The organism is Rothia koreensis (assembly GCF_052232265.1).
Classification (GTDB): Bacteria; Actinomycetota; Actinomycetes; order Actinomycetales; family Micrococcaceae; genus Rothia; species Rothia koreensis.
This window is the reverse complement of sequence record NZ_CP197643.1, coordinates 1,351,451-1,369,973: the sequence shown is the minus strand read 5'-3', so window position 1 is coordinate 1,369,973 and position 18,523 is coordinate 1,351,451. Positions and strand designations below refer to the sequence as shown.

General features: G+C 64.2%; 16 protein-coding genes and 1 tRNA gene. 7 read left to right on the top strand and 10 right to left on the bottom strand.

Translation table 11 applies throughout. The annotated features are described in order from the left end of the window. Positions 1 to 42 precede the first annotated feature (42 nt). Both xseA and ACTSLZ_RS06035 read left to right on the top strand, forming a co-directional pair. Positions 43 to 1,368, top strand: coding sequence for an exodeoxyribonuclease VII large subunit (gene xseA / locus ACTSLZ_RS06040; protein ID WP_443096017.1), 1,326 nt, complete (start codon positions 43 to 45; stop codon positions 1,366 to 1,368). Between the two features lie 59 nt (positions 1,369 to 1,427). Beyond that, positions 1,428 to 1,667 carry an exodeoxyribonuclease VII small subunit gene (locus tag ACTSLZ_RS06035; RefSeq protein ID WP_443096016.1) on the top strand — a complete coding sequence of 80 codons (240 nt, stop codon included), beginning with the start codon at positions 1,428 to 1,430 and terminating at the stop codon, positions 1,665 to 1,667. 56 nt (positions 1,668 to 1,723) lie between these two features. Here ACTSLZ_RS06035 and ACTSLZ_RS06030 read toward each other — a convergent pair whose 3' ends face one another. From ACTSLZ_RS06030 to ACTSLZ_RS06020, 3 genes are all read right to left on the bottom strand, one after another. After that, positions 1,724 to 2,944 carry a pyridoxal phosphate-dependent aminotransferase gene (locus ACTSLZ_RS06030; RefSeq protein ID WP_129313967.1) on the bottom strand — a complete coding sequence of 407 codons (1,221 nt, stop codon included), beginning with the start codon at positions 2,942 to 2,944 and terminating at the stop codon, positions 1,724 to 1,726. A gap of 131 nt (positions 2,945 to 3,075) precedes the next feature. Beyond that, complete coding sequence (locus ACTSLZ_RS06025) at positions 3,076 to 4,107, bottom strand: glycine betaine ABC transporter substrate-binding protein (RefSeq protein ID WP_443096015.1); 1,032 nt, start codon at positions 4,105 to 4,107, stop codon at positions 3,076 to 3,078. 47 nt (positions 4,108 to 4,154) lie between these two features. Next, positions 4,155 to 4,586, bottom strand: coding sequence for an NUDIX hydrolase (locus ACTSLZ_RS06020; protein ID WP_443096014.1), 432 nt, complete (start codon positions 4,584 to 4,586; stop codon positions 4,155 to 4,157). A 96-nt stretch (positions 4,587 to 4,682) separates the two neighbouring features. Here ACTSLZ_RS06020 and ACTSLZ_RS06015 point away from each other — a divergent pair, with 96 nt between their 5' ends. Continuing rightward, complete coding sequence (locus ACTSLZ_RS06015; protein WP_129313965.1) at positions 4,683 to 5,708, top strand: mechanosensitive ion channel family protein; 1,026 nt, start codon at positions 4,683 to 4,685, stop codon at positions 5,706 to 5,708. Here the strand turns inward: ACTSLZ_RS06015 and ACTSLZ_RS06010 are convergent. Then, the gene (locus ACTSLZ_RS06010) at positions 5,644 to 6,546 is read right to left on the bottom strand and encodes a LysR substrate-binding domain-containing protein (RefSeq protein ID WP_443096013.1); all 903 of its coding nucleotides are present in this window, start codon (positions 6,544 to 6,546) and stop codon (positions 5,644 to 5,646) included. The two genes, ACTSLZ_RS06015 and ACTSLZ_RS06010, sit on opposite strands and share 65 nt — an antisense overlap. Positions 6,547 to 6,635: 89 nt before the next feature. Here ACTSLZ_RS06010 and ACTSLZ_RS06005 point away from each other — a divergent pair. Next, a tRNA-Ala gene (locus tag ACTSLZ_RS06005) sits at positions 6,636 to 6,708 on the top strand. A 77-nt stretch (positions 6,709 to 6,785) separates the two neighbouring features. On the opposite strand, the gene ACTSLZ_RS06000 is transcribed toward ACTSLZ_RS06005, so the two are convergent. The 4 genes from ACTSLZ_RS06000 to galU all read right to left on the bottom strand — a co-directional run bounded on the left by ACTSLZ_RS06000 (position 6,786) and on the right by galU (position 11,772). Beyond that, positions 6,786 to 7,268, bottom strand: coding sequence for a DedA family protein (locus ACTSLZ_RS06000; protein WP_129313963.1), 483 nt, complete (start codon positions 7,266 to 7,268; stop codon positions 6,786 to 6,788). A gap of 454 nt (positions 7,269 to 7,722) precedes the next feature. Continuing rightward, the gene (locus ACTSLZ_RS05995; protein WP_443096012.1) at positions 7,723 to 9,282 is read right to left on the bottom strand and encodes a CYTH and CHAD domain-containing protein; all 1,560 of its coding nucleotides are present in this window, start codon (positions 9,280 to 9,282) and stop codon (positions 7,723 to 7,725) included. A gap of 131 nt (positions 9,283 to 9,413) precedes the next feature. Beyond that, complete coding sequence (locus tag ACTSLZ_RS05990; RefSeq protein WP_443096011.1) at positions 9,414 to 10,478, bottom strand: hypothetical protein; 1,065 nt, start codon at positions 10,476 to 10,478, stop codon at positions 9,414 to 9,416. 379 nt (positions 10,479 to 10,857) lie between these two features. Then, a complete protein-coding gene (gene galU, locus ACTSLZ_RS05985; RefSeq protein WP_443096010.1) occupies positions 10,858 to 11,772 on the bottom strand; it encodes a UTP--glucose-1-phosphate uridylyltransferase GalU in 915 nt (304 codons plus the stop codon). Between the two features lie 201 nt (positions 11,773 to 11,973). Here galU and ACTSLZ_RS05980 point away from each other — a divergent pair, with 201 nt between their 5' ends. The 3 genes from ACTSLZ_RS05980 (at position 11,974) to ACTSLZ_RS05970 (ending at position 13,812) form a co-directional block, all read left to right on the top strand. Then, positions 11,974 to 12,600 carry a 5-formyltetrahydrofolate cyclo-ligase gene (locus ACTSLZ_RS05980; protein ID WP_443096009.1) on the top strand — a complete coding sequence of 209 codons (627 nt, stop codon included), beginning with the start codon at positions 11,974 to 11,976 and terminating at the stop codon, positions 12,598 to 12,600. Positions 12,601 to 12,641: 41 nt separating this feature from the next. Beyond that, complete coding sequence (locus ACTSLZ_RS05975; protein ID WP_443096008.1) at positions 12,642 to 12,956, top strand: FmdB family zinc ribbon protein; 315 nt, start codon at positions 12,642 to 12,644, stop codon at positions 12,954 to 12,956. 145 nt (positions 12,957 to 13,101) lie between these two features. Then, positions 13,102 to 13,812 (top strand): SAF domain-containing protein, encoded by a 711-nt coding sequence (locus tag ACTSLZ_RS05970; RefSeq protein WP_443096007.1) that lies wholly within the window; start codon positions 13,102 to 13,104, stop codon positions 13,810 to 13,812. Between the two features lie 34 nt (positions 13,813 to 13,846). Here the strand turns inward: ACTSLZ_RS05970 and ACTSLZ_RS05965 are convergent, their stop codons facing one another. Further along, a complete protein-coding gene (locus ACTSLZ_RS05965; protein WP_443096006.1) occupies positions 13,847 to 14,122 on the bottom strand; it encodes a hypothetical protein in 276 nt (91 codons plus the stop codon). After that, a complete protein-coding gene (locus tag ACTSLZ_RS05960; protein WP_443096005.1) occupies positions 14,119 to 18,396 on the bottom strand; it encodes a hypothetical protein in 4,278 nt (1,425 codons plus the stop codon). Before ACTSLZ_RS05960 ends, ACTSLZ_RS05965 begins: the two co-directional genes overlap by 4 nt. Positions 18,397 to 18,523: the final 127 nt, after the last annotated feature.

Genomic DNA, 18,523 nt, shown 5'->3' with positions numbered 1-18,523 from the left:
GAAGGTCCTTATTCTGTCGGTCGACCCTGGTAAACATTGACCATGAGCAACCCGCGATCCCCTGACGAATTCGATCCCGCGACGTCGTCCTCAGAAGCCGACGGGGACGGCCAGAAGGCACCCTTGCCGCAACTCGCCCGGGACACCACCCCGGACAACCCTTGGCCGTTGCATGTGCTCTCGACCAAAATGAGTCAGTACATCTCACGGTGCGATCCCAGTTGGGTCGAAGGCCAGATCATCGAACTCAAGAAACGGGCCCGAGTCACATACGTGACCCTTCGGGATCTGCACGAGGAAGTCTCCGTCCCGGTGAGCCTGTTCCAGTCGGAGGTCGCCCGGTTCGATGGCGATCTGGAACACGGTATGCGCGTGGTCGTGCGTCTCAAGCCCGACTTCTGGAAGAAAACAGGGCGATTGTCCATGGTCGGCAGCGGAATTCGCCAGGTCGGCCTGGGAGACATGCTGGAGCGCATCGAACGTCTCCGTCGCAAACTCCAAGCCGAAGGCCTGTTCGACCCGGGCGCCAAGAAGCCATTACCGGTGCTTCCCCACCGCATCGGTCTCATCACGGGGCGGGACTCGGACGCGGAGAAAGACGTCATCCGAAACGCACGGTTGCGCTGGCCCGCCGCCCAGTTCGAAGTCAGGGAGGTCGCCGTGCAGGGTGCGACGGCCCTGGCCCAGGTCACCGCGGCCCTTCAAGAACTGGACGCGGACCCCGCGGTCGATGTCATCGTCATCGCGCGAGGCGGAGGCGCGCTCGAAGACCTCCTCCCCTTCAGCGAGGAGGACATGCTCCGAGCGGTTTTCCGTGCCGGGACTCCCGTGGTCTCCGCGATCGGGCACGAGGCCGACCAGCCCTTGCTGGATCACGTCGCCGATTGGAGGGCATCCACCCCCACCGACGCCGGAAAGACCGTCGTCCCCGATGTGGAGGAAGAACGCCTGCGCATCAATCAGGCACGAGCCACCACCGAGCGTGCTCTGCGCATCTTCATCGAACGGGAGTCGAATGGGTTGCACCAGTACCGGTCCCGACCGGTCCTGGCCAATCCGGAAACCATGCTCATGGCTCGCGAGGAAGAAACGGACACCGCCAGAGAACGAGCGTTGCGAGCGGTGCGTGTCGCCGTGGACCGTCACGTGGATTCCATCGCGCATTTGCGCTCTCGCGTCAGATCGCTCTCGCCGCAGAAGACCCTCGACAGGGGGTACGCCGTCGTGCAGCACTCGGACGGGTCCGTGGTGCACGATGCACAATCCCTCACCCCGGATTCCACGGTCACTGTTCGCGTGGCCTCCGGCGGTTTCGACGCCTCGGTCACCAGTATCAAACGCGACGATCCGCGCGACAAGCCCGATTAGATCCCCCAGACCAACCACACACCGTATTCGCACATCCGCTACCGCCGGAAGGACAATCCATGCCGAACGAAGACTTCACCCCCGTCGAGAATCTCAGCTACGAACAGGCACGCGAGGAACTCATGGGAATCGTTTCCAAGCTCGAATCCGGTGCCTCAAGTCTCGAGGACTCACTGGCCCTGTGGGAACGAGGGGAAGCTCTGGCCCAACGCTGCGAGGAATGGCTGGACGGAGCGAAAAAGAGACTGGACGCGGCGAAAGAACGCCGCGCCCAGTCCAACGGAGATAACAGCGAGTGACGGGTGAGGGCTCCGAATCGACCTTCGGGGCCCTCACCTGACGGACCCGCGGTCCGTCAGCTCTGGTGGTAGCCGCTCAGGAACTCCCCGATCCGGTCCAGGGCCGTATCGAGAGTCTTGACGTCCGGAAGGGTCACGAGACGGAAATGGTCGGGGGCCTTCCAGTTGAAGGCCGTTCCGTGGCTGACCAAGATTTTCTGTTCCTTCAACAGGTCCAGCGCGAACTGTTCGTCGTCGACGATCCCGAACTTCTCCGCGTCCAACTTGGGGAACAGGTACAACGCGCCCTTGGCCTGTTCACAACTCACACCGTCAATCTGGTTGAGCTTCTGATAGGCAATGTCCCTCTGCTCGCGGAGCCTGCCACCAGGCAGGATCAGGTCGTTGATCGACTGGTACCCGCCCAAGGCCGTCTGGATGGCGTGCTGCGCAGGCACGTTGGCGCACATGCGCATGTTGGCCAGGAGCTTGATGCCTTCGACATAGTCCTCGGCCTTCCACATCGGGCCGGTGATCGCCAACCACCCGGCCCGGTAGCCCGCCACACGGTATGCCTTGGACAGCCCCGAGAAGGTCAGGCACAGCACGTCCTCACCGGTGAGGGTCGCGGTATTGACCATCTCCGCGTCGTCGTACGTGATCTTCTCGTAGATTTCGTCCGAGAAAAGGATCAGATCGTGCTCCCTCGCGAGATCCACGATCTGCTGCAGGGTTTCCTTGGAGTACACGGCCCCGGTCGGATTGTTGGGGTTGATGATCACGATGCCCTTGGTATTGGGCGTGATCTTCGCGGCGATGTCCTCGATATCCGGGTTCCAGCCGTCCTCCTCGGAACACTGGTAGTGCACCGGGGTTCCGCCGGACAGGGCAACCGACGCCGTCCACAAGGGATAATCCGGTGTCGGAACCAAGATCTCGTCACCCCGGTTGCACAGGGCCTGAAGGGACAACGTGATCATTTCCGAGACGCCGTTGCCGATGTAGACGTCGTCGGTATCGAGGTTCCGGATCCCCCGAGTCTGGTAGTACTGCACCACGGCGGTCCGCGCGGAATAGATGCCTCGCGAATCGGAATACCCCTGCGCCTCGGGCAGGTGCCGGATCATGTCCATCATGACCGCGTCCGGCGCTTCGAAACCGAACGGTGCCGGGTTGCCGATGTTCAGGCGAAGGATTCGATGACCCTGCGCCTCCATCCTCTGGGCTTCCTCGAGTACCGGTCCTCGAATGTCGTACAGGACGTTGTTCAGTTTCGTCGATTGCCGGAATTGTGCCATGCGATTCAGCGTACCCTTCGTCCGAACGTGTACTGATGTGTGTCACGTTAGCCTTCGCGAAGGTTTCAGATTATCCGAACCGGGGCCGCCGCACAGCGCTGTGCACGCATGTTTCGACATGGCCCGACTCGTCAGAAGCCGTTCTCCTTGAGCCAGAAGTCGGCGGCGTCCTTGGAAGAAATGGGCTTGTCCCCGGTCGTGAGCCGATTGAGGAACACCAGATCCCCCGTCCCCAGCTTGGCCGAGAGGTCATTGACCGCCGACTTCGCCGAATCCGGCAACTCCCCGGAACGAACCACGGGAACCACCTCCTGGGCGATGAAATTCGCTTTCGGATCCTCCAGAACCACGTAATTGTTGTCCTTGACCACCGCCGATGCCGTGTACAGGTCCGCGACGTCGATGCTGCCGTCGTCGAGGTCGTTGGAGAGCTTCTCCTGATCGTCCTCGTGCTTGAAATTATTGGGCGCGCACCCATAGAGCTCGTTGAGCCCCTTGTTGCCGTACGACTTGTCCTCGAAACCGTTCGGTACACCGAATTTGAGGTCCTGGCAGTGCTCCGCCAGATCGTTGATCGTCGAGAGTTTGTACTTCGCCGCGGTGATCTGGTTGACCACCAACGCGTCCTTGTTCTCCGCGGAGGATGCGTTGAGGGTGGTCACTCCGTCGGGAAGCACTTTCGGCAGCGTGGACGAAATGTCGCTGCTCGACATCCCGTGCACGTTGAAGGCCGCGCTCGGGCTGGGTGTAGGGGTCGGAGACTTGCTGACCCGAGGATCGCTCGCGTCGCTCTGGTCGGAGGAGGGCGACGCCGTGGCCTTCGGGTTCTTGCGACCGCCGTCGGTCAGGGACAACAGCAGGTTCCCGGAGTAGTCCGGGACGAGATCGACGGAGTTCTCGTCCCCCTTGGCCATCTGGTTCACCACGTCGAGTCGATCGTCGGGAGAATCCACGACCTCCGTGCTGTACCCGGATTTCTGCAACACCCCGGCGTACAGGTTGGCAATGACCTCCGACTCGTGCGTCGTCCCCTTCCCAATGCGAATCGTCCGGAAGTCGGACGCCGAAGGATCGGGGGTCGCTTCCCCGCCGCCGGAACACGCGCTCAGGACAGTCACGAGTGCGGCCATCATGGCAAGGATCGGCAGGATCCAACGCTTCACTTCAATCTCCTCGCGGAATTCTTGGGGGCGGGGGCTCGCGGCCCGCTTCAGTGGGCCAGACCGTAGTGTTCGGCCGCGACCTCGACCAAGGATACTTTCCGAATCTGGGGCAGATCCTCCAAGGGGACCCAGGCGACGTCGTCGGTCGAGCCACCGACGTCGATCACCTCCGCAGAGCCACCGGTGATGTACGCCCGGTAGAGAATCCGAAGGCTGTGGAAAGGACGGTCGCGCCCGTCGTCGTAATACTTGCTGTCGACCCCGAGGATTCCGTCGAGGCGTACTGCGTAGCCGCTCTCTTCGTAGACTTCCCGGATCACAGCCTCCTCGGCCGTCTCACCGATTTCCAAGCCGCCGCCGGGCAGGGTCCACCCGGCTCTCTCGGGGTGCGTCTCTCCCGTCCAATGGGTCAGCAGGATCTTGCCCTGTTCGATGATGACCGCATAAGCGGCGGGTCGCGTGTCCATGTCGAGAGCCATGGACACAATCCTAGTTGTCCCGCGAAGGGCACGCGTCCAGGATCTCTTGAGCCGATATTTGGCACCGTCACACGGTGGTCTCCTAAAATTTTGGTCATGAATCTTTCCGCCGCAGACTCCGGCAACCTCCTCACGGACGTCTCGAGTTTGGACTTCTGGCTCGACCACCCACTTCGCATCGTCCTGATCTTCCTGATCTCCGTCCTGGTCAATCTCCTGGCGAGGACCGTGATTCACAAGGTCACGGACAGCATCGCGAAGGGGACGAAGGCGCGGGTCGTTTCCAAGAAGAACAGCAATGGCCCCCAAGAGTGGGTCGAGGACGCGGTCACCGCCCGTCAGCGTCAGGCCCAGAGGGCCAAGACGGTGGGTTCGGTGCTGCGTTCGGTCGCAACCATCGTCATCTGGACCATCGCTGTCCTCATGATCATCTCGGAACTCGGGTTCAACATCGCCCCGGTCATTGCCAGCGCCGGGATCGCCGGTGTTGCGCTCTCCTTCGGTGCACAATCGCTCGTCAAGGACTACTTGGCGGGCGTCTCGATCGTCGCCGAGGACCAGCTCGGCATCGGCGACGTCGTCGACCTGGGTGAAGCCAGCGGCACCGTCGAATCGGTGGGCTTGCGCGTGACTCAGGTGCGCGACGTCGAAGGCACCCTGTGGCACGTCCGCAACGGCGAGATCCTTCGTGTCGGCAACAAGTCGCAGGGTTGGGCACGGACCATCGTGGACGTCCCCGTCCCCTACAGTTGCGACATCGACCACGTGACGAGCCTCTTGCTCAAGGCCGCCAAGAAGGTCAAGAACGAGACCGAAGTCGGTCACTCCGTTCGGGGCAAGCCCGAGGTGTGGGGCGTCGAGGAGATGACCGGCGAATACCTCACCATGCGCATCGCGATGCGCACCGCACCCTTGCAGCAATGGGACGTGGCCCGCGTGCTTCGCGTCTACGTCAAGTCGGCCCTGGACAGAGAGGGCCTGCACATTCCGTTGCAGAACCAATCGGTGGTTCACGGAACTCAGACCATGCCGATCATCTCCGCGAGGTCCAACGGGCCTACCGCTTCTTCCCCCGCGACGACGTCCGAGACCTCTTCCCAGAACGATTCTTCGTCGAACTAGTTCGGCCCGACGGCGCCCGGCCCGGTTTTCTTCGAACCGGTGCCGGGCGTTCTTTCTTTCTCCGTGATTCCCGGTGCGCGTTCTCCGCCGTGCCCGAGGAGCCCCGGGAACTGGACGCCTTGCGGCCTCGGGCGATACCCACGAACTCTTGGAGGATCTCCTCGTCCGCCGGTGCCCGGTCCGAGACGTCGTCACGGAGCCACACGAGGTCAACCGGCCGCGACGGCATGTCTTCGACCACGCGGTAGGTCAGATCCTTCCGGTGGTGATGCCTCGCCACGGACATCGGCACGATCATCAGCCCGATCCCCGCGGCCACCAATTCGATGCCGTCAGAGGTGTCCCTCATGCTCGGCAGTTTCCTCGGGTGGTGCGCCCGATAGGTGCTGCTTGCGTCCGCCCATTCGGGGATCGACGTGGGGTCCTGCAACATGAACTCCTCGGCGAGCTCTTCGACAGGGACCTCGTCCAGCAAGGTCAGCACATGGTCCACGGGAAGAACCACCACTGGCTTCTCTTCGAAGAGGCGAACCGCGTGGAATTCCGTGGCGTCGGGGCGGCCGCGCTCGTCGTCGGGCCGGAGCAAGGCCATGTGTGCGGCGGACGATCGAAGGGCTTCCACCCCGGAACCTTCATCGAGGGCCATCCGGGTCAGGGGTGTGGTGGTCCCGAATCGTTCGTCCCACCTGGAGAACCATTTGTCGGGCATGATCCCGGGCACGAAACCGACCGTCAGTCCGTCCCGCGGCGGGCCGAGGACTTCGTCCCGCTCCGGGGACGCATCGGCCGGTGCGGCGTCGTCGGGCTCGGTGGATCCTCCTGAGGGGGTGTCTGTCATGCTGACAACCTACCAGCGGCGCGGGGCGGATCCCGTCTCGTCCCGAGTTGTGCCGACGGCAGCGGCGGAGTACGGTAGAGGGGTTGCTTGGGGCTATAGCTCAGTTGGTAGAGCGTTTCGTTCGCAATGAAAAGGTCAGGGGTTCGATTCCCCTTAGCTCCACTCCACAAGAGTCGAAACCCTGTCCCGCATGCCGCGGGGCAGGGTTTTTTCTTGCCCCAGGTCCGGCACCGGACCCATCAGGAATCCTGGGCTTCCCGCGCCTCGAGCCTCGCCCGACGGGGCCAGAACTTGAGCGTCAGAACGGCCAGAAGTACGACGCCGATCGCGATCGCCGCGAGCCACGGCCTCTGGAGCCAGGCCCAGACCACGGCCATGCCCACCGTGCCGTAGATGGCACCCCAGATCAGGGTTCCCACGAGCATTGCGGGTATCCACCGGACGAGCGGCATGCGGGTGAACCCCGTGACCCCGATGACGGCGGTCTGAAATCCGACCGTCAGGAAGCAGGCGGGCACCGCAAGAATCCCCCACCGATTGACGAAAGCCTCGGCGTGTTTGTAGACGGGTGTTTCGAAAGCGGGCGCGAGCCGTTGCACATGGCGGCCGCCGGTTGCAACGAGACGACCCACCCCATAGACGAGGCTGGTCCTGAGGACTCCGACACCCCAGAAAAAGAGGATCGCTGTTCCCAGATCAAGGTTTTCGATCCACGCTCGCATGAGAACCAGCCTACCGAACATCGCCCGGCCCCTGGCGTGCGATGGGCCACCCACTGAGCCAACCCTTCGTCGTGGGCACCCGACAAACTGCTGTCCGCCGAGACCCGAAACCGTCGACACATATGAGCTTGCTCACGTTCATGTGCGTTCCACGGCACGCACATCCCCACGACAGCAGGCGGCAAGCTGCTTAGGCACAGCACGTCATCAAGAAAACACAGGCAAACCTAATTTTGGGGTAGCGCACCCGCAGACCATTAGGTAATGTTTTTATTACCAAATAGCCGGGAGGCAAACCTGGGACGGTCTGCTGAACAGCAGACTCACAGCGGTCGGCGCCTCCAGTGAGTGAAGACCTTCTTCCTGTGTGTGATGCAAAGAATGGGCCCCGGGTTGTCCCCCGGGGCCCATTCGATTTAAACCGCCTCCGGCCCACCGGCCGCATTCACGAGCTTCAATCCGTCTTTTCGATGCGGTCCATCCCCTGGGACAGCGTCTCCCTCAGCCGCAGCATGGTTTCTCCTTCCAAGAGCCCCACGCCGTACCTGTCGAGCTCCCGGCGCTGGAAAACCCGCCCCGCCCGCGAAAGCCACTCGTGGGCGGCGTGCAGATCGAGGCACCGCCCGAGCTTCGACTGCAACGACCTGGCCCTCTTGGCCGACTTCTTCGCCTTGTCCGCGCGCTTCTTCGGCAGAGCCGATTCCGCATCGAGCGCTTCGACCGCGTATCGCAGTGACTTGGCCGCTTTCCGGACATCGTGGACGTGTTCCAGGGCCTCGTCGATGGTCGGCTCGTCCAGGTCCATCACACGGGAGCGACGCCGGTGCAGACGCGATTCCAGGTTCCCCAGGATCGCTTTGCTGACCTTCTTCTGCGACCACTCCGAAGCGACCTCGTCGAGACGGGGTTGAAGAACGAACGCACGGAGGTCCTTCATCAGGTCGAGATGCTCGGGCGAGGACAGACGGTTTCGTGCCGTGCGCAGAGCGGCGTCCTCGTCCTCGCTCAACACCTCGAGGATTTCCTGTCTGGTTCCGGCGGTCAGGCCGTCCCACTGGTACAGCCCTTCGAGGATCCCCCGAGCCACTTCGAGGTCGCGAGCAGGGCCCAGGTTCTCCCCGGCTGACCGCAGGCCTGCGGAGAGACGCCTCTCCGCGTCGTCGTCGATCACGCCTCGCAGGCCCCTCAGGAGGCTCCGGATCCCCCTGAGCCGGATCCGCAGCTGGTGCACGGCGTCGGGGACCCCGGCGCGCACGCCCAGATCCAGGGTCGGCACGTCGTCCAGGTACTCACCGATGAGGCGGGCGATCAGCCGTTGTGCGGAGCCCAGTTTCGGTCCCTCGTCGCCGTCTTGTCGACGTTCCGGCGCCTCAATTCCTGCGGCCTCGTCGAAAGCCCGGTCCTGTCCCAGCGCACGAGAAATCTTGGCGACCGACGTCGAGGGACCCGCACCGGCTGCTTCCAGGACGTTTTCGACGTCGCCGAAGATCTTCTCCTGCTTCTTCCGGCCGAGGTCGTCCACGAGGAGCTCGACCTCCCACTCCTGCCACGATCGTTCCGCCCCGGTCGCGTGATCGTACGCGCGCACCGTATCGTCGCACAGCTCTGCGACGGCGCGCCCGTCACCGTCACGAAGAAGGGTACGGAGCCGGCGCGTCGAGAGCTTCGCCACGGGCTCCAGGGATGCACCCAAGGTCACCCCGGACAGCATGTTCTTCACGGCGGCGGGCATGGACTCGGCGTCCTTGAGCAGATCGAAGTGCACTTCCTGACGGCCGTCGCCCAGGGCGAACTTGATATGCCAGCCTTCGTCGTGGCCGCCAAGGCGACGCCTGACGACGACGCGGTGACGAGCCAGGGCCCACGCAGCGGTATCGAAGTAGGTCGCGTCCAGGTTCTGGGTCTCTGCTTCGGTATCCGCGACGAGCCTCGTGAGTCCGGTCAGGTCCGGACTCACGGCGTCGGCCGTGACCGCCTCGTATTTCCGCTCGATTTCCTGCTGTGTAGTGCTCATGGCGTGTCAGTACTCTCCGATCTGGGCTGTCCTGAGACGAAGCCCCGTGGTTCAGGAATGGTGGAGCCTCTCATGGATACCACAAAGCCCGCCGGTTTCGCGACGGGCTCTGCACGTTTCGGCGTGACGGTTCAGGCGCGACGACGAGACAGGACGTCGTCGAGATTCAGTACGCTGTCCCCCTTGCGCGCTGCCTCTTCCAACGTCGAGGAAGAGGACTTCGGCTCCTCCGGGACCTCGATCGGATCCGGTGTCTCGCGCCGAACCTCCGGGGCATCGACGTACGTAGGCTTCGGTACCTCGACGGGTGACCATTCGCTGACGACCGGTGTGAAGGCCACCGGCTTGCCCGCCGCCACACGTCGAGCCTGCTCACGCAGGTACTCGATGTCCATGCCTTCCCTGCCGTTGTCGTCCACGAACGGCACCTCGTCGACCGTGGCAATGGGCGACGCCGAGTCGGACGGTGCCTGCACCTCGGGCTCGCGGGATGCCGCGGAACCGGTCTGCGCTCCCCCGTCGTCGAGGAAATTGCGTGGCCGCCTGACGACCAGGCCCTCGCCACCGACGTCGGGGGCTTGGCCAGCGCGTTCGGTCGACTCGTCCTGTTCTGCGGACCTCGCCGTCGGCTCCGGACGAGCCTCCGATTCGGCGGGCCTCTGGTTTTCCTGGCCGCGTGCCGGGGCGGACTCAGGGGACAGAGCCGCGACGTCGGCCGAGCTGGGGTCACTGCCCGCAGTCGTCAACGGCGCCTCCGATGAAAGTGTTTCGCCGCGAGACCGCGACGATTCAGCATTCCGGCCTTCCGTCGCGGGGGACGTCGATCTGCCGGGGCGCGCGGAGCCCAGGAGGCCTCTGTCGGCGAGCGCCAGATAACGCAGGCCACCGAAGGCACCTACCCCGACCAGAAGCAGAAAAACAGGCACGGGCCAGGCGATGGCCGTGAAGGGTGCGGCGATGGCCGTGACGATGCCGACCAGAATGGCCAGGAGGCCGACCACGGCGGTGGCTGTGCGCCCGACACGAATGCGCGGTGCCGAAGTGGCCGGCCGCTCAGTTGCGGCGGTGGACTTCTTCGGGCGAGGCACACGGACACCTTCGCTGCGCGTCTCCTCCTCGTAGACCACGGAGGACTCCGGCGGCACGGCGTGGGGGGCTGCCGCCGAGGAATTCTTCGGGGACTGGGTACTGTTCATGTCATTCCTTTGACGCAGTAGCACGTTGTCCCGGGGGAAGGCGGGCTCTGTGTTGTCCATGATATCCGGGGCCACGACCTGCGCCATCACGGCGGGTCGACGGCGGCGTTCGAAACTGCGCACCGACCACGCGACGAGGACGAAAGCGACGATCAACAGAAGACTGGACGTCGAAACCCATGACAACAACACGGTTGTAGTTTACAGGCGTCGAAGCGTGGTCCAACCCACTGCGACCGGGCGTGTCACCTGATATTTCGCCGTATTCATTCGATACAAATCCTGAGTCCGGGGCTCAGCAAACCCGGATCTCACGGAGAATGCGGGGCCTCGTTCGAGACCCCGCATTCCGGATTCAATCTGTGGTTCGGTCAGAGGGTTATTCGTCCGGAAGTGACGCGACGAATTCCTTCAGCCAGGGGCGCAGGCCGGGGCCCAGGTCCTCGCGCTCCGCGGCGAGAATGACGTTGGCCTTGAGGTAGGACAGCTTGTCTCCGGTGTCGAAGCGGCGTCCTTTGAACACCACGCCGTACACGCCTTCGCCTTCTCCCTCACTCTGTCCCAGGGTCTCGAGGGCGTCCGTCAGCTGGATCTCGTCACCGCGTCCGGGAGGCGTCTCCTCGAGGACATCGAAGACTCGGGGATGCAACACGTACCGGCCGATGATCGCCAGGTTGGACGGGGCTTCTTCCGGCTTGGGCTTTTCCACCATGCCGGTGACCTTGACGTAGTCCTCGCCCTCGACCGCCTGGACCGCGGCGCATCCGTAGGCGCTGATCTGGTCCTGGGGCACCTCCATGAGAGCGACGACGCTGCCGCCGGTCTTCTGCTGGGCTTCGATCATCCGCTCGAGGAGATCCTCGTTCTCATCAATGAGGTCATCGCCCAGGAGCACGGCGAACGGCGAATCGCCGACGTGGGTTTTCGCACGAAGTACCGCGTGCCCCAGGCCCTTCGGATCGCCCTGGCGCAGGTAGTGCAACTCCCCCAACGCGGTGGCGTGCTGAACCGACGCGAGAAGTTCCTTCTTGCCCGACGCCTCGAGTGACGCCTCGAGGTCGGGGATCCGGTCGAAATGATCCTCCAATGCGCGCTTGGAACGGCCCGTGATCATGAGAATGTCATCGAGGCCAGCGGAAACGGCTTCCTGCACCACGTACTGGATGGCCGGGCGGTCAACGACCGGAAGCATCTCCTTGGGGCTGGCCTTGGTGGCCGGCAGGAACCGAGTGCCCAGTCCTGCGGCCGGGATCACAGCCTTGGTGACTGGTTTCTGTGAATCATTTGCGGTCATACCTCTCAGAATAGCTGAGGACCTGCGAAAAACCTTGGGTTTGTCACAGCAGGTTTGTAGTGCAGGATAAGTCGTTGCTGTGAAGAACGCGCCACTGTTTCTCACGTGTGGGTCCAGGGCGCCGGGCACGTCGTCGTCGTGCTGGAAACCATTACCCTGAATATCTGAGCCCCTGCCCAACCCGTGCGAGGAGGAGCACTCATGCAGGATTCGGGTGTCACCCGCTCCAAGAGCGATCTGAGAGCCCGTTTGTTGGATGCCCGTGCCCACAACAGGCAGACTTCCGCACCCGGGGAGGAGAGCGCATCGGAGGCGTTTCGTCGGTTGCTGGCGGAGCACATCGTGCGGTTCTCGCCGTCCGGGGCGACGGTGTGCGCATACCTTCCGACCGCCGGGGAACCACCGATCGAGCCCGCCCTCGAGGAAGTCCACGCTTCCGGGCGGAGGATCCTCGTGCCGGTGACGAGGCCCGGACGCCTTCTGGAGTGGGCCGCGTGGACCCCGGCCGTCGACGTCGTCGAGAGCCGCTTCGGTATCAGGGAGCCGGTCGGAGAGAGGTACGGTCCCGAGGCTTTCGTGCGTGCCGATCTTCGGCTGATACCGGCTCTCGCGATCGACCTCTCAGGGTTTCGCCTGGGCTACGGGGGCGGGTTCTACGACGCCGCCCTCGCGGCCGTGTCGAGCGGTCCGCGGTCCACGTCGAATGTGGGTGTGTGTTTCGCGGACGAATTGCTGGAGGCGGGGTCGGTTCCGACGGAGCCGCATGACGCGCGGCTGGACCTGGTGTGCACGGAACGCGGATTCACTCGCATCGGGAACTGGCCGTAATATAGTTCCGCCGCATCCCACGAACCCAGAGGAGAATGCTCATGCCCGTATACGCGTATGTGTGCAAGAACTGTCAGCACGCATTCGATATTCGACAGGCCTTCACGGACGACGCGCTCAAGGAATGCCCCGAATGCCGGACCGAGTCCTTGCGCAAGAAATTCAACACCGTGGGCGTGAGTTTCAAGGGCAGCGGGTTTTACAGCACCGATTCCAAGTCCTCCGGTTCCGGGACCTCGGGCGGCTCGACATCGACGACTTCTTCGTCGGAGGCCTCAGGATCCAGCTCGTCGGCGTCCAGCTCGTCGGCAGGCAGCTCGACGTCATCCGGCTCGTCGGCAGGCAGCGACTCCTGAACCTCTCGCAGGTCCAGCGTGTCCAGGGTGCTCGTCCGTCCACAGTGACGACTGTCCGGCCCGGATGGACCGTGGAACGCACAGTGCCCTGTTTTCCCGGGCCGCGCGCACGCCGATTGTCATTCTGTCGTGACAGTTTCGGTCCATGCTCTTGTTCCGGTTCCGCCCACCGTTCCGCCGCGTGCGTCCGACCGTTCCGATCGGCGTCAGAATTCGCTCGCATCTCAGCCGACGGGCCCGCCTGCTCGGCACTGTCCTGTTGATCGCGGCGACCCTTGGCAGCTGGTTCCTGCCGACCCATCCGTCGAATCCTGAGGCCCAGATCCTGATCGCGAAACGTCGGCTCCCGGCGGGCCATGATCTTTCCTCCGACGACGTCGAGGTGGTTGCGGTTCGCGGCGAGGGAGTCGAATCATTGCGTGAGAGCGCTCCCCCACTCGAATCCGTCGTCGGGGCCAGACTCGCGGTCGCCGTGGACCGAGGCCATCAGGTCACGGGGTCGATGACGGTCCCCACGGATCTGACACGCGATCTTCCCGAGGGAACCGTGGCGGTTGCCCTGCCTGTCCGGGACGCAGCCTCGTTGCGGCACCTCGGGAGGCTGACCCCCGTTGATCTGTTCGCCCATGGGGACGAACACGAGCGGTTGCGGGCGCAAGGCTTTCTGATCATGCCCCCGGACAGCACGCCGGACGCGGACGCGGGCTTCTCGAACCGGGCGCCGGATGCCGCACCCGGGGGAAATCTCGCATTCTTCGCCGTCCGGCCCGATGTTGCCGAGCAATTTGCCAGTGTGCACGAGGAAATCGTCGTCGCGGCGACGACGCCCGGGAGTCCGGACGTGGCGACCCAGTGAATCCGTGGCGGGGCACCGAACCGTCACATCACGGTCAGTCCCAGTGCGGGGGTCGTTGTTCGCGCAACCAGCGTCCGCGGGCGTCGTCGCCCCGATTCGGGGAGGTCTGCTCCGTGGGCTCGCTCGCGCCCCGGCTTCGGCCACGCCGCGAATCGCGGCCGTCCGTTCCAGGGGTCTCGGGTGAGTCCCCAAGACCCGCCAGCCGCTCGGGTTCCCCTTGGCTCACCGTGCTGCCGCCCGTGGCCCTCCGCGGTCCCCGATGGCGGTAGCGCCTCTGCTTCCTGGGTTCCGGGTTCGGATCGGGGGTCACCCGCGGTCCTGAGGTTCGAGGCCCAAATATCCGAGGATCCGGTCCGCGACGGACTGTGGATCGGTGAAGACGTCCACGGCCCACAGGGACACGTGGTTCCACCCCGTTCTTTCCAGACGCTCGGGCTTCAAACGGGACCGCTCGCGCACCGAGAGTGCCGCATAGGCTTCCGTCCCGTCGCTGGAGAGCGCCACGGGGAGACGCATCGCGGAGGAGTCACGAGTCTCGGGATCCCCGGAGGTTCGTGCTCTCGGGCTGATGACGGCCCCGGCCGACATCGACTCGGCATGTGCCGTGGCCACGGCGTCGACTTCTTTGCCCGGAGTCACGGACACTTCGGCCCCCGCGCCTCTCAGCCGCCGCACGAGATCGGCGAGAAGCCAATCGGCCTTGCGTTCATCCTCTGCGGCGTCGTACACGGACAAGAACTCGCTGCCCGCGTGCTCCGGAGGAAGAATGGCCGCCTGTCCCGAATTCTCGCGGTCCCGTGAGGCCTCGAAGGAGGCCAGGAAACGTGCCAGATCCTTGACTCCCGTTGTCAGGTCCGCGGCCTGAAGCTGCTCCAGGCTCAGGGAGGTCACGACTCGAGTGTGGAAACGGGCAGTCGTCATTGCTTTCACGAAGCGTTGACGTCCGTGCCGGTCAGCCAGCTGCCCGAAGTGCGAGGAGCGCGAACCGGCTTCGGCGGCAACGCCCAGACTGAAAATGACCCTGTCGCGGCGCAGCCCCTGAGACCGAGCGAGATCCAGAACTCGGAAGGGCTCTTGGCCGGGCTCGAAGAATTCCCGCAGATCAGGCCGGGATTCGAGACCTCGTCGGACGGCCTCGGCAATGCGTGCCGCGTGGCGCGTTCCGGCGGTCAGAACGGCCAGGGACTGTCGCGGGTTCTGAGCCGCGTGCTCGAAGACCATCTCGGCCACGGCGAGAACTTCCGCCTTGGGCGACTCGATAACGGGCGCCCCCACCCGGTCGTCGGGTTTTTTCCGAGTGAGGTAGTCGACGTCCAACGACCGGATCCTGCTGACTGCTTCCTCACCGTACGGCATGGTCGACAGGGCACCGCCGTAGAAATGGTTGTTGAGGTACGAGACCAGGGACTGGTCCCGGCACTCATGCACACGGTCGAGGGTGAGGCCCGGAAGCATCTCGCCGAGAACCTGCATGGCAGATTCCACGGGCTCCTCCGACGGCGGCTGTTCGTTTCCGGTGGTTGGAGACACGATGAACGGCTGCGGGTAGCCGGCGTGGTCGTCTCCGAACGCAATCACCTGGCGCGTGCGGGACAAGGCAGCAAGGCAAGCCCCCAGCGGTGTCGACTCGGCGTCGAGGACAATGACGGCATCAACGTGGGCCGACTGGGGCAGGGTGCGGCCGACGCCGAAGGGGCTGGACAACCACACAGGGAGCAGTCCGGCCACCATGTCGGGCGCCTGATCCAAGTACTCGCCGAGAGCGCACGGCGCGCCCTTGAGCATCCGCCGGAATTCCTTGGCTTGAAGAGGTTTGAGAGAGACGCGACGGTTCCACCCGCGGGCCGCGTCGTAACGGACCCTGGCGGGCCCGGAAGCAATGTGCGCCACGTCGGCCCGACGGAACGAGGATTCCACCTCGGTCAAAGTCTTGCCCCTGACCAGGTTGACCTCCGGGCGTTCGAGCATGATCTCGAAGGCAGATTGCCACCACGCCAGGTCCAATTCTGCGGCAACCCGGTCCGAAGCGACGTGCCGCTCCTCCAAATCGGACAGCAATTCCTCCAGACCCTTGCCACGCAGGATGTGCAGCAGTTGCTCCCGCTCGGGCAGGGTGTCCAGAAGGATGCGGTCGTTCGCCATGGCCTCCAGGGTTTCGACCAGATCCGGAAGAAGCAGCGTGAAGTAGTCCTTCCGGACCGGGCTCTCTTCCATGACGATCGACACGTCGGACAGTCCGTCGGCCACCTGGGCGTAGGACCGCCCGATGGTCTCGAGGTTTCCGGGCAAGCTGACCGTTCGCTCGTCCACGGCCCATGTCTGCCACTGCTCCCGCTGCGCCTGGACCTCGATCAGGGCCTGGTGCAGATCGGAAATGTGCACCTGCGGAACGATGTACTCCTTGGCTGCCCGGCGGAGCCGCGAACGCTGAATCGCCGACATATCGATGCCGCGTTCACGCCGCCAGGTCGACGCACCGGTCGCCGCGATCAAGTCGGTCACGGGCCGATCGAAGATGTCACCTTTGAACCGGGAGAGGGAAACTCGGATTCCTTCGAGCAGATCCAGTTGCTTCTTCCACCCGGCCAGGGTCCTCTCGGGGCGGAGGCCGATGCTCTCGAAGCCTTCGGTGATCTCCTTGCGCAGGGTTCGAGTGGTCTCCAGGAGGCTGCGCACCAGTGCACGTGCTTGTTTGGTCTCTTCGGTGTTGACCAAGGTCGCCCCGAACCAAGGGGCCTTGCGCGTCGACGGGTTGAAGGCCCTGAGCTCTGCGGCCCTCTCCAGCTGCGCGACCGTCTCGGCACGATCAACCGTCGCGTCCATGACGCCACGCTTGAACCGCACCCGGGTCGACGGCGCCTCGTCCTGCGAGGTCAGCTCGGCAAGGGTCTGCATCGCCTGCAACGGCGTCACACCCCAGCGTTCATCGCGCCAGTGCAAGGAGTCGATGTGCTCGATCAGTTGGCGCCGCGTGCTGCGGATTTCATCGTGCAGACCGGACAGCCGCGGCTCGACGGCACGCTCGTGGCTCACGATGGTCTCAACGAATTTTCGGTGCAGTTCCTCCGGTTCGGGGTCTTCTCCGAGGTCGAGGGTGAGGTCCGAAAGCCCGAGTTCCGAGAGTCTGCGCCGCACATTCTGAAGCGTCTCCCTGCGTTCGGCGAGGAAGAGTACGGATTTTCCTTCGGAGACGAGACCCGCGGCGACGTTGAGAGCCGCCCGCAGGTGCTGGGTTCCTGCTGGCGAGGTGACCGTCATCGACTCGCCGGCCCTGGCCCTCTGAACCAATTCGGAGACGGTGTCATCGGCGTCGTAGACCAGCGTCTCTTCCGCCGGATCCACCTGGTTCGCCGGAGCCGGCGACGACGTGAACTCCCGTTTTTCATAGGACTCGTCGAGCCGAATCCGATTCAGGTCCGAGAGCTCGCGAAGCAGTCCGGAGGTCGCGGTGCTCGGCAGCTCCCCCACGGTGTCCGCGAGATCCGCGAAGGTCGAGATCACGGTCCGGGACTCGATGTGCATGCCGGGAACCTTCATGCACGCCGAGCGCATGGCCTCCAGGACCGCATCCGGGGTCAGCCGTGAGCCCGAGGTGGCCGTTCGGTGCACACCTTGCTCGAACAGATCGATGCCGAATTCTCTGCGCAGTTGGCGGGCCATCGCCGGGTTGAGGCGAGCCGGCCCGTTGATGCGCAATTCGAAATCGTCGCCGTCCGGGTGAGGGTTGATCGTCACGAGGGCCAGAAGGATGGGTGCTATATGCCGCCGCTCACCACGTGCGCCGTCCGGTGTCCCTGAAGGATTCTTGGTCGCGAACCAGGACGCCGTTCCGGCCGCGAGGAAGCCGGCGTCGAGACCATGGTCTGCGTCGAGCTCGAAGACCTTTCCTCGAATAGCGTGCGCGGACCGGATCCCGTTCGAGAACTCAGCTCGGTCGCGAAGAATCGTGGACAAGCGGGTTCTGCGCCCGGACAACAGCTGAGCGTAACCCGAGGGATTGGAATTCGACAGGTCGATATGCACATTGTCGACCGGGTTGAAGTCCAGGAGCGCATCCGGTCCGGTGTACACATCGACTTGTTTCAGCCACCGACCGAGACGCAGTTCGTCCCGATCGGCGGAGGCATCGTCCGTGGACGCGTCCGGGGTGGGATTCGCCTTCGCACCGGAGTGACCGTGCTCGTCTCGAGTTCCAGGGTCCCCCACGGGCGAATCTTCGCCGTCCGACTCCTCCTCAACCGGTGGCCCATCGGTGGTCTCCGTGCCCGACGTGCTCGGTTCGAGGTGGTCCGCCTCCGCGGCCGCGTCTTCCCCACTGGCCTCCGAGTCGGTCGCCGCCGTGACCGTGACGCCGCCGAGCGATGCCACGGACTCAGGCCGTGTGGCCTCGGATGCGTCGTCGCCTACCTGCTCGACCTGGAATTCCTGGGACGGCGTGCGCGAGGCGTCCTGGTCCGACGATTCACGGCTCTTGTCAGCAGCCTCAGACCCTTGCGGGCTCGCCCAGGGCACGGACGAGGTGCGGCGGTCCTCGGCCCCCGAGTTGTCCTGATCGTTCTGGTCGGCGGAGTGTGGCTTCGTCACGTTGTCTCTGCTTCCGGTGTGGTCGGCGTCATCTTCGCACGTGGTTGCCGCGCGGAAACCGCGCGCCCTCTCTATAGTAGAAGCACACCGAGCGGATTGCGTTGCAGAACCCGATGTCGTTGTGCTC

Excerpts from the sequence above, each read along its gene's own strand:
- xseA (WP_443096017.1), top strand. The coding sequence starts at position 43 with ATGAGCAACCCGCGATCCCCTGACGAATTCGATCCCGCGACGTCGTCC.
- ACTSLZ_RS06035 (WP_443096016.1), top strand. The coding sequence starts at position 1,428 with ATGCCGAACGAAGACTTCACCCCCGTCGAGAATCTCAGCTACGAACAG.
- ACTSLZ_RS06030 (WP_129313967.1), bottom strand. The coding sequence starts at position 2,944 with ATGGCACAATTCCGGCAATCGACGAAACTGAACAACGTCCTGTACGAC.
- ACTSLZ_RS06020 (WP_443096014.1), bottom strand. The coding sequence starts at position 4,586 with ATGGCTCTCGACATGGACACGCGACCCGCCGCTTATGCGGTCATCATC.
- ACTSLZ_RS06015 (WP_129313965.1), top strand. The coding sequence starts at position 4,683 with ATGAATCTTTCCGCCGCAGACTCCGGCAACCTCCTCACGGACGTCTCG.
- ACTSLZ_RS06010 (WP_443096013.1), bottom strand. The coding sequence starts at position 6,546 with ATGACAGACACCCCCTCAGGAGGATCCACCGAGCCCGACGACGCCGCA.
- ACTSLZ_RS06000 (WP_129313963.1), bottom strand. The coding sequence starts at position 7,268 with ATGCGAGCGTGGATCGAAAACCTTGATCTGGGAACAGCGATCCTCTTT.
- ACTSLZ_RS05995 (WP_443096012.1), bottom strand. The coding sequence starts at position 9,282 with ATGAGCACTACACAGCAGGAAATCGAGCGGAAATACGAGGCGGTCACG.
- ACTSLZ_RS05990 (WP_443096011.1), bottom strand. The coding sequence starts at position 10,478 with ATGAACAGTACCCAGTCCCCGAAGAATTCCTCGGCGGCAGCCCCCCAC.
- galU (WP_443096010.1), bottom strand. The coding sequence starts at position 11,772 with ATGACCGCAAATGATTCACAGAAACCAGTCACCAAGGCTGTGATCCCG.
- ACTSLZ_RS05980 (WP_443096009.1), top strand. The coding sequence starts at position 11,974 with ATGCAGGATTCGGGTGTCACCCGCTCCAAGAGCGATCTGAGAGCCCGT.
- ACTSLZ_RS05975 (WP_443096008.1), top strand. The coding sequence starts at position 12,642 with ATGCCCGTATACGCGTATGTGTGCAAGAACTGTCAGCACGCATTCGAT.
- ACTSLZ_RS05970 (WP_443096007.1), top strand. The coding sequence starts at position 13,102 with ATGCTCTTGTTCCGGTTCCGCCCACCGTTCCGCCGCGTGCGTCCGACC.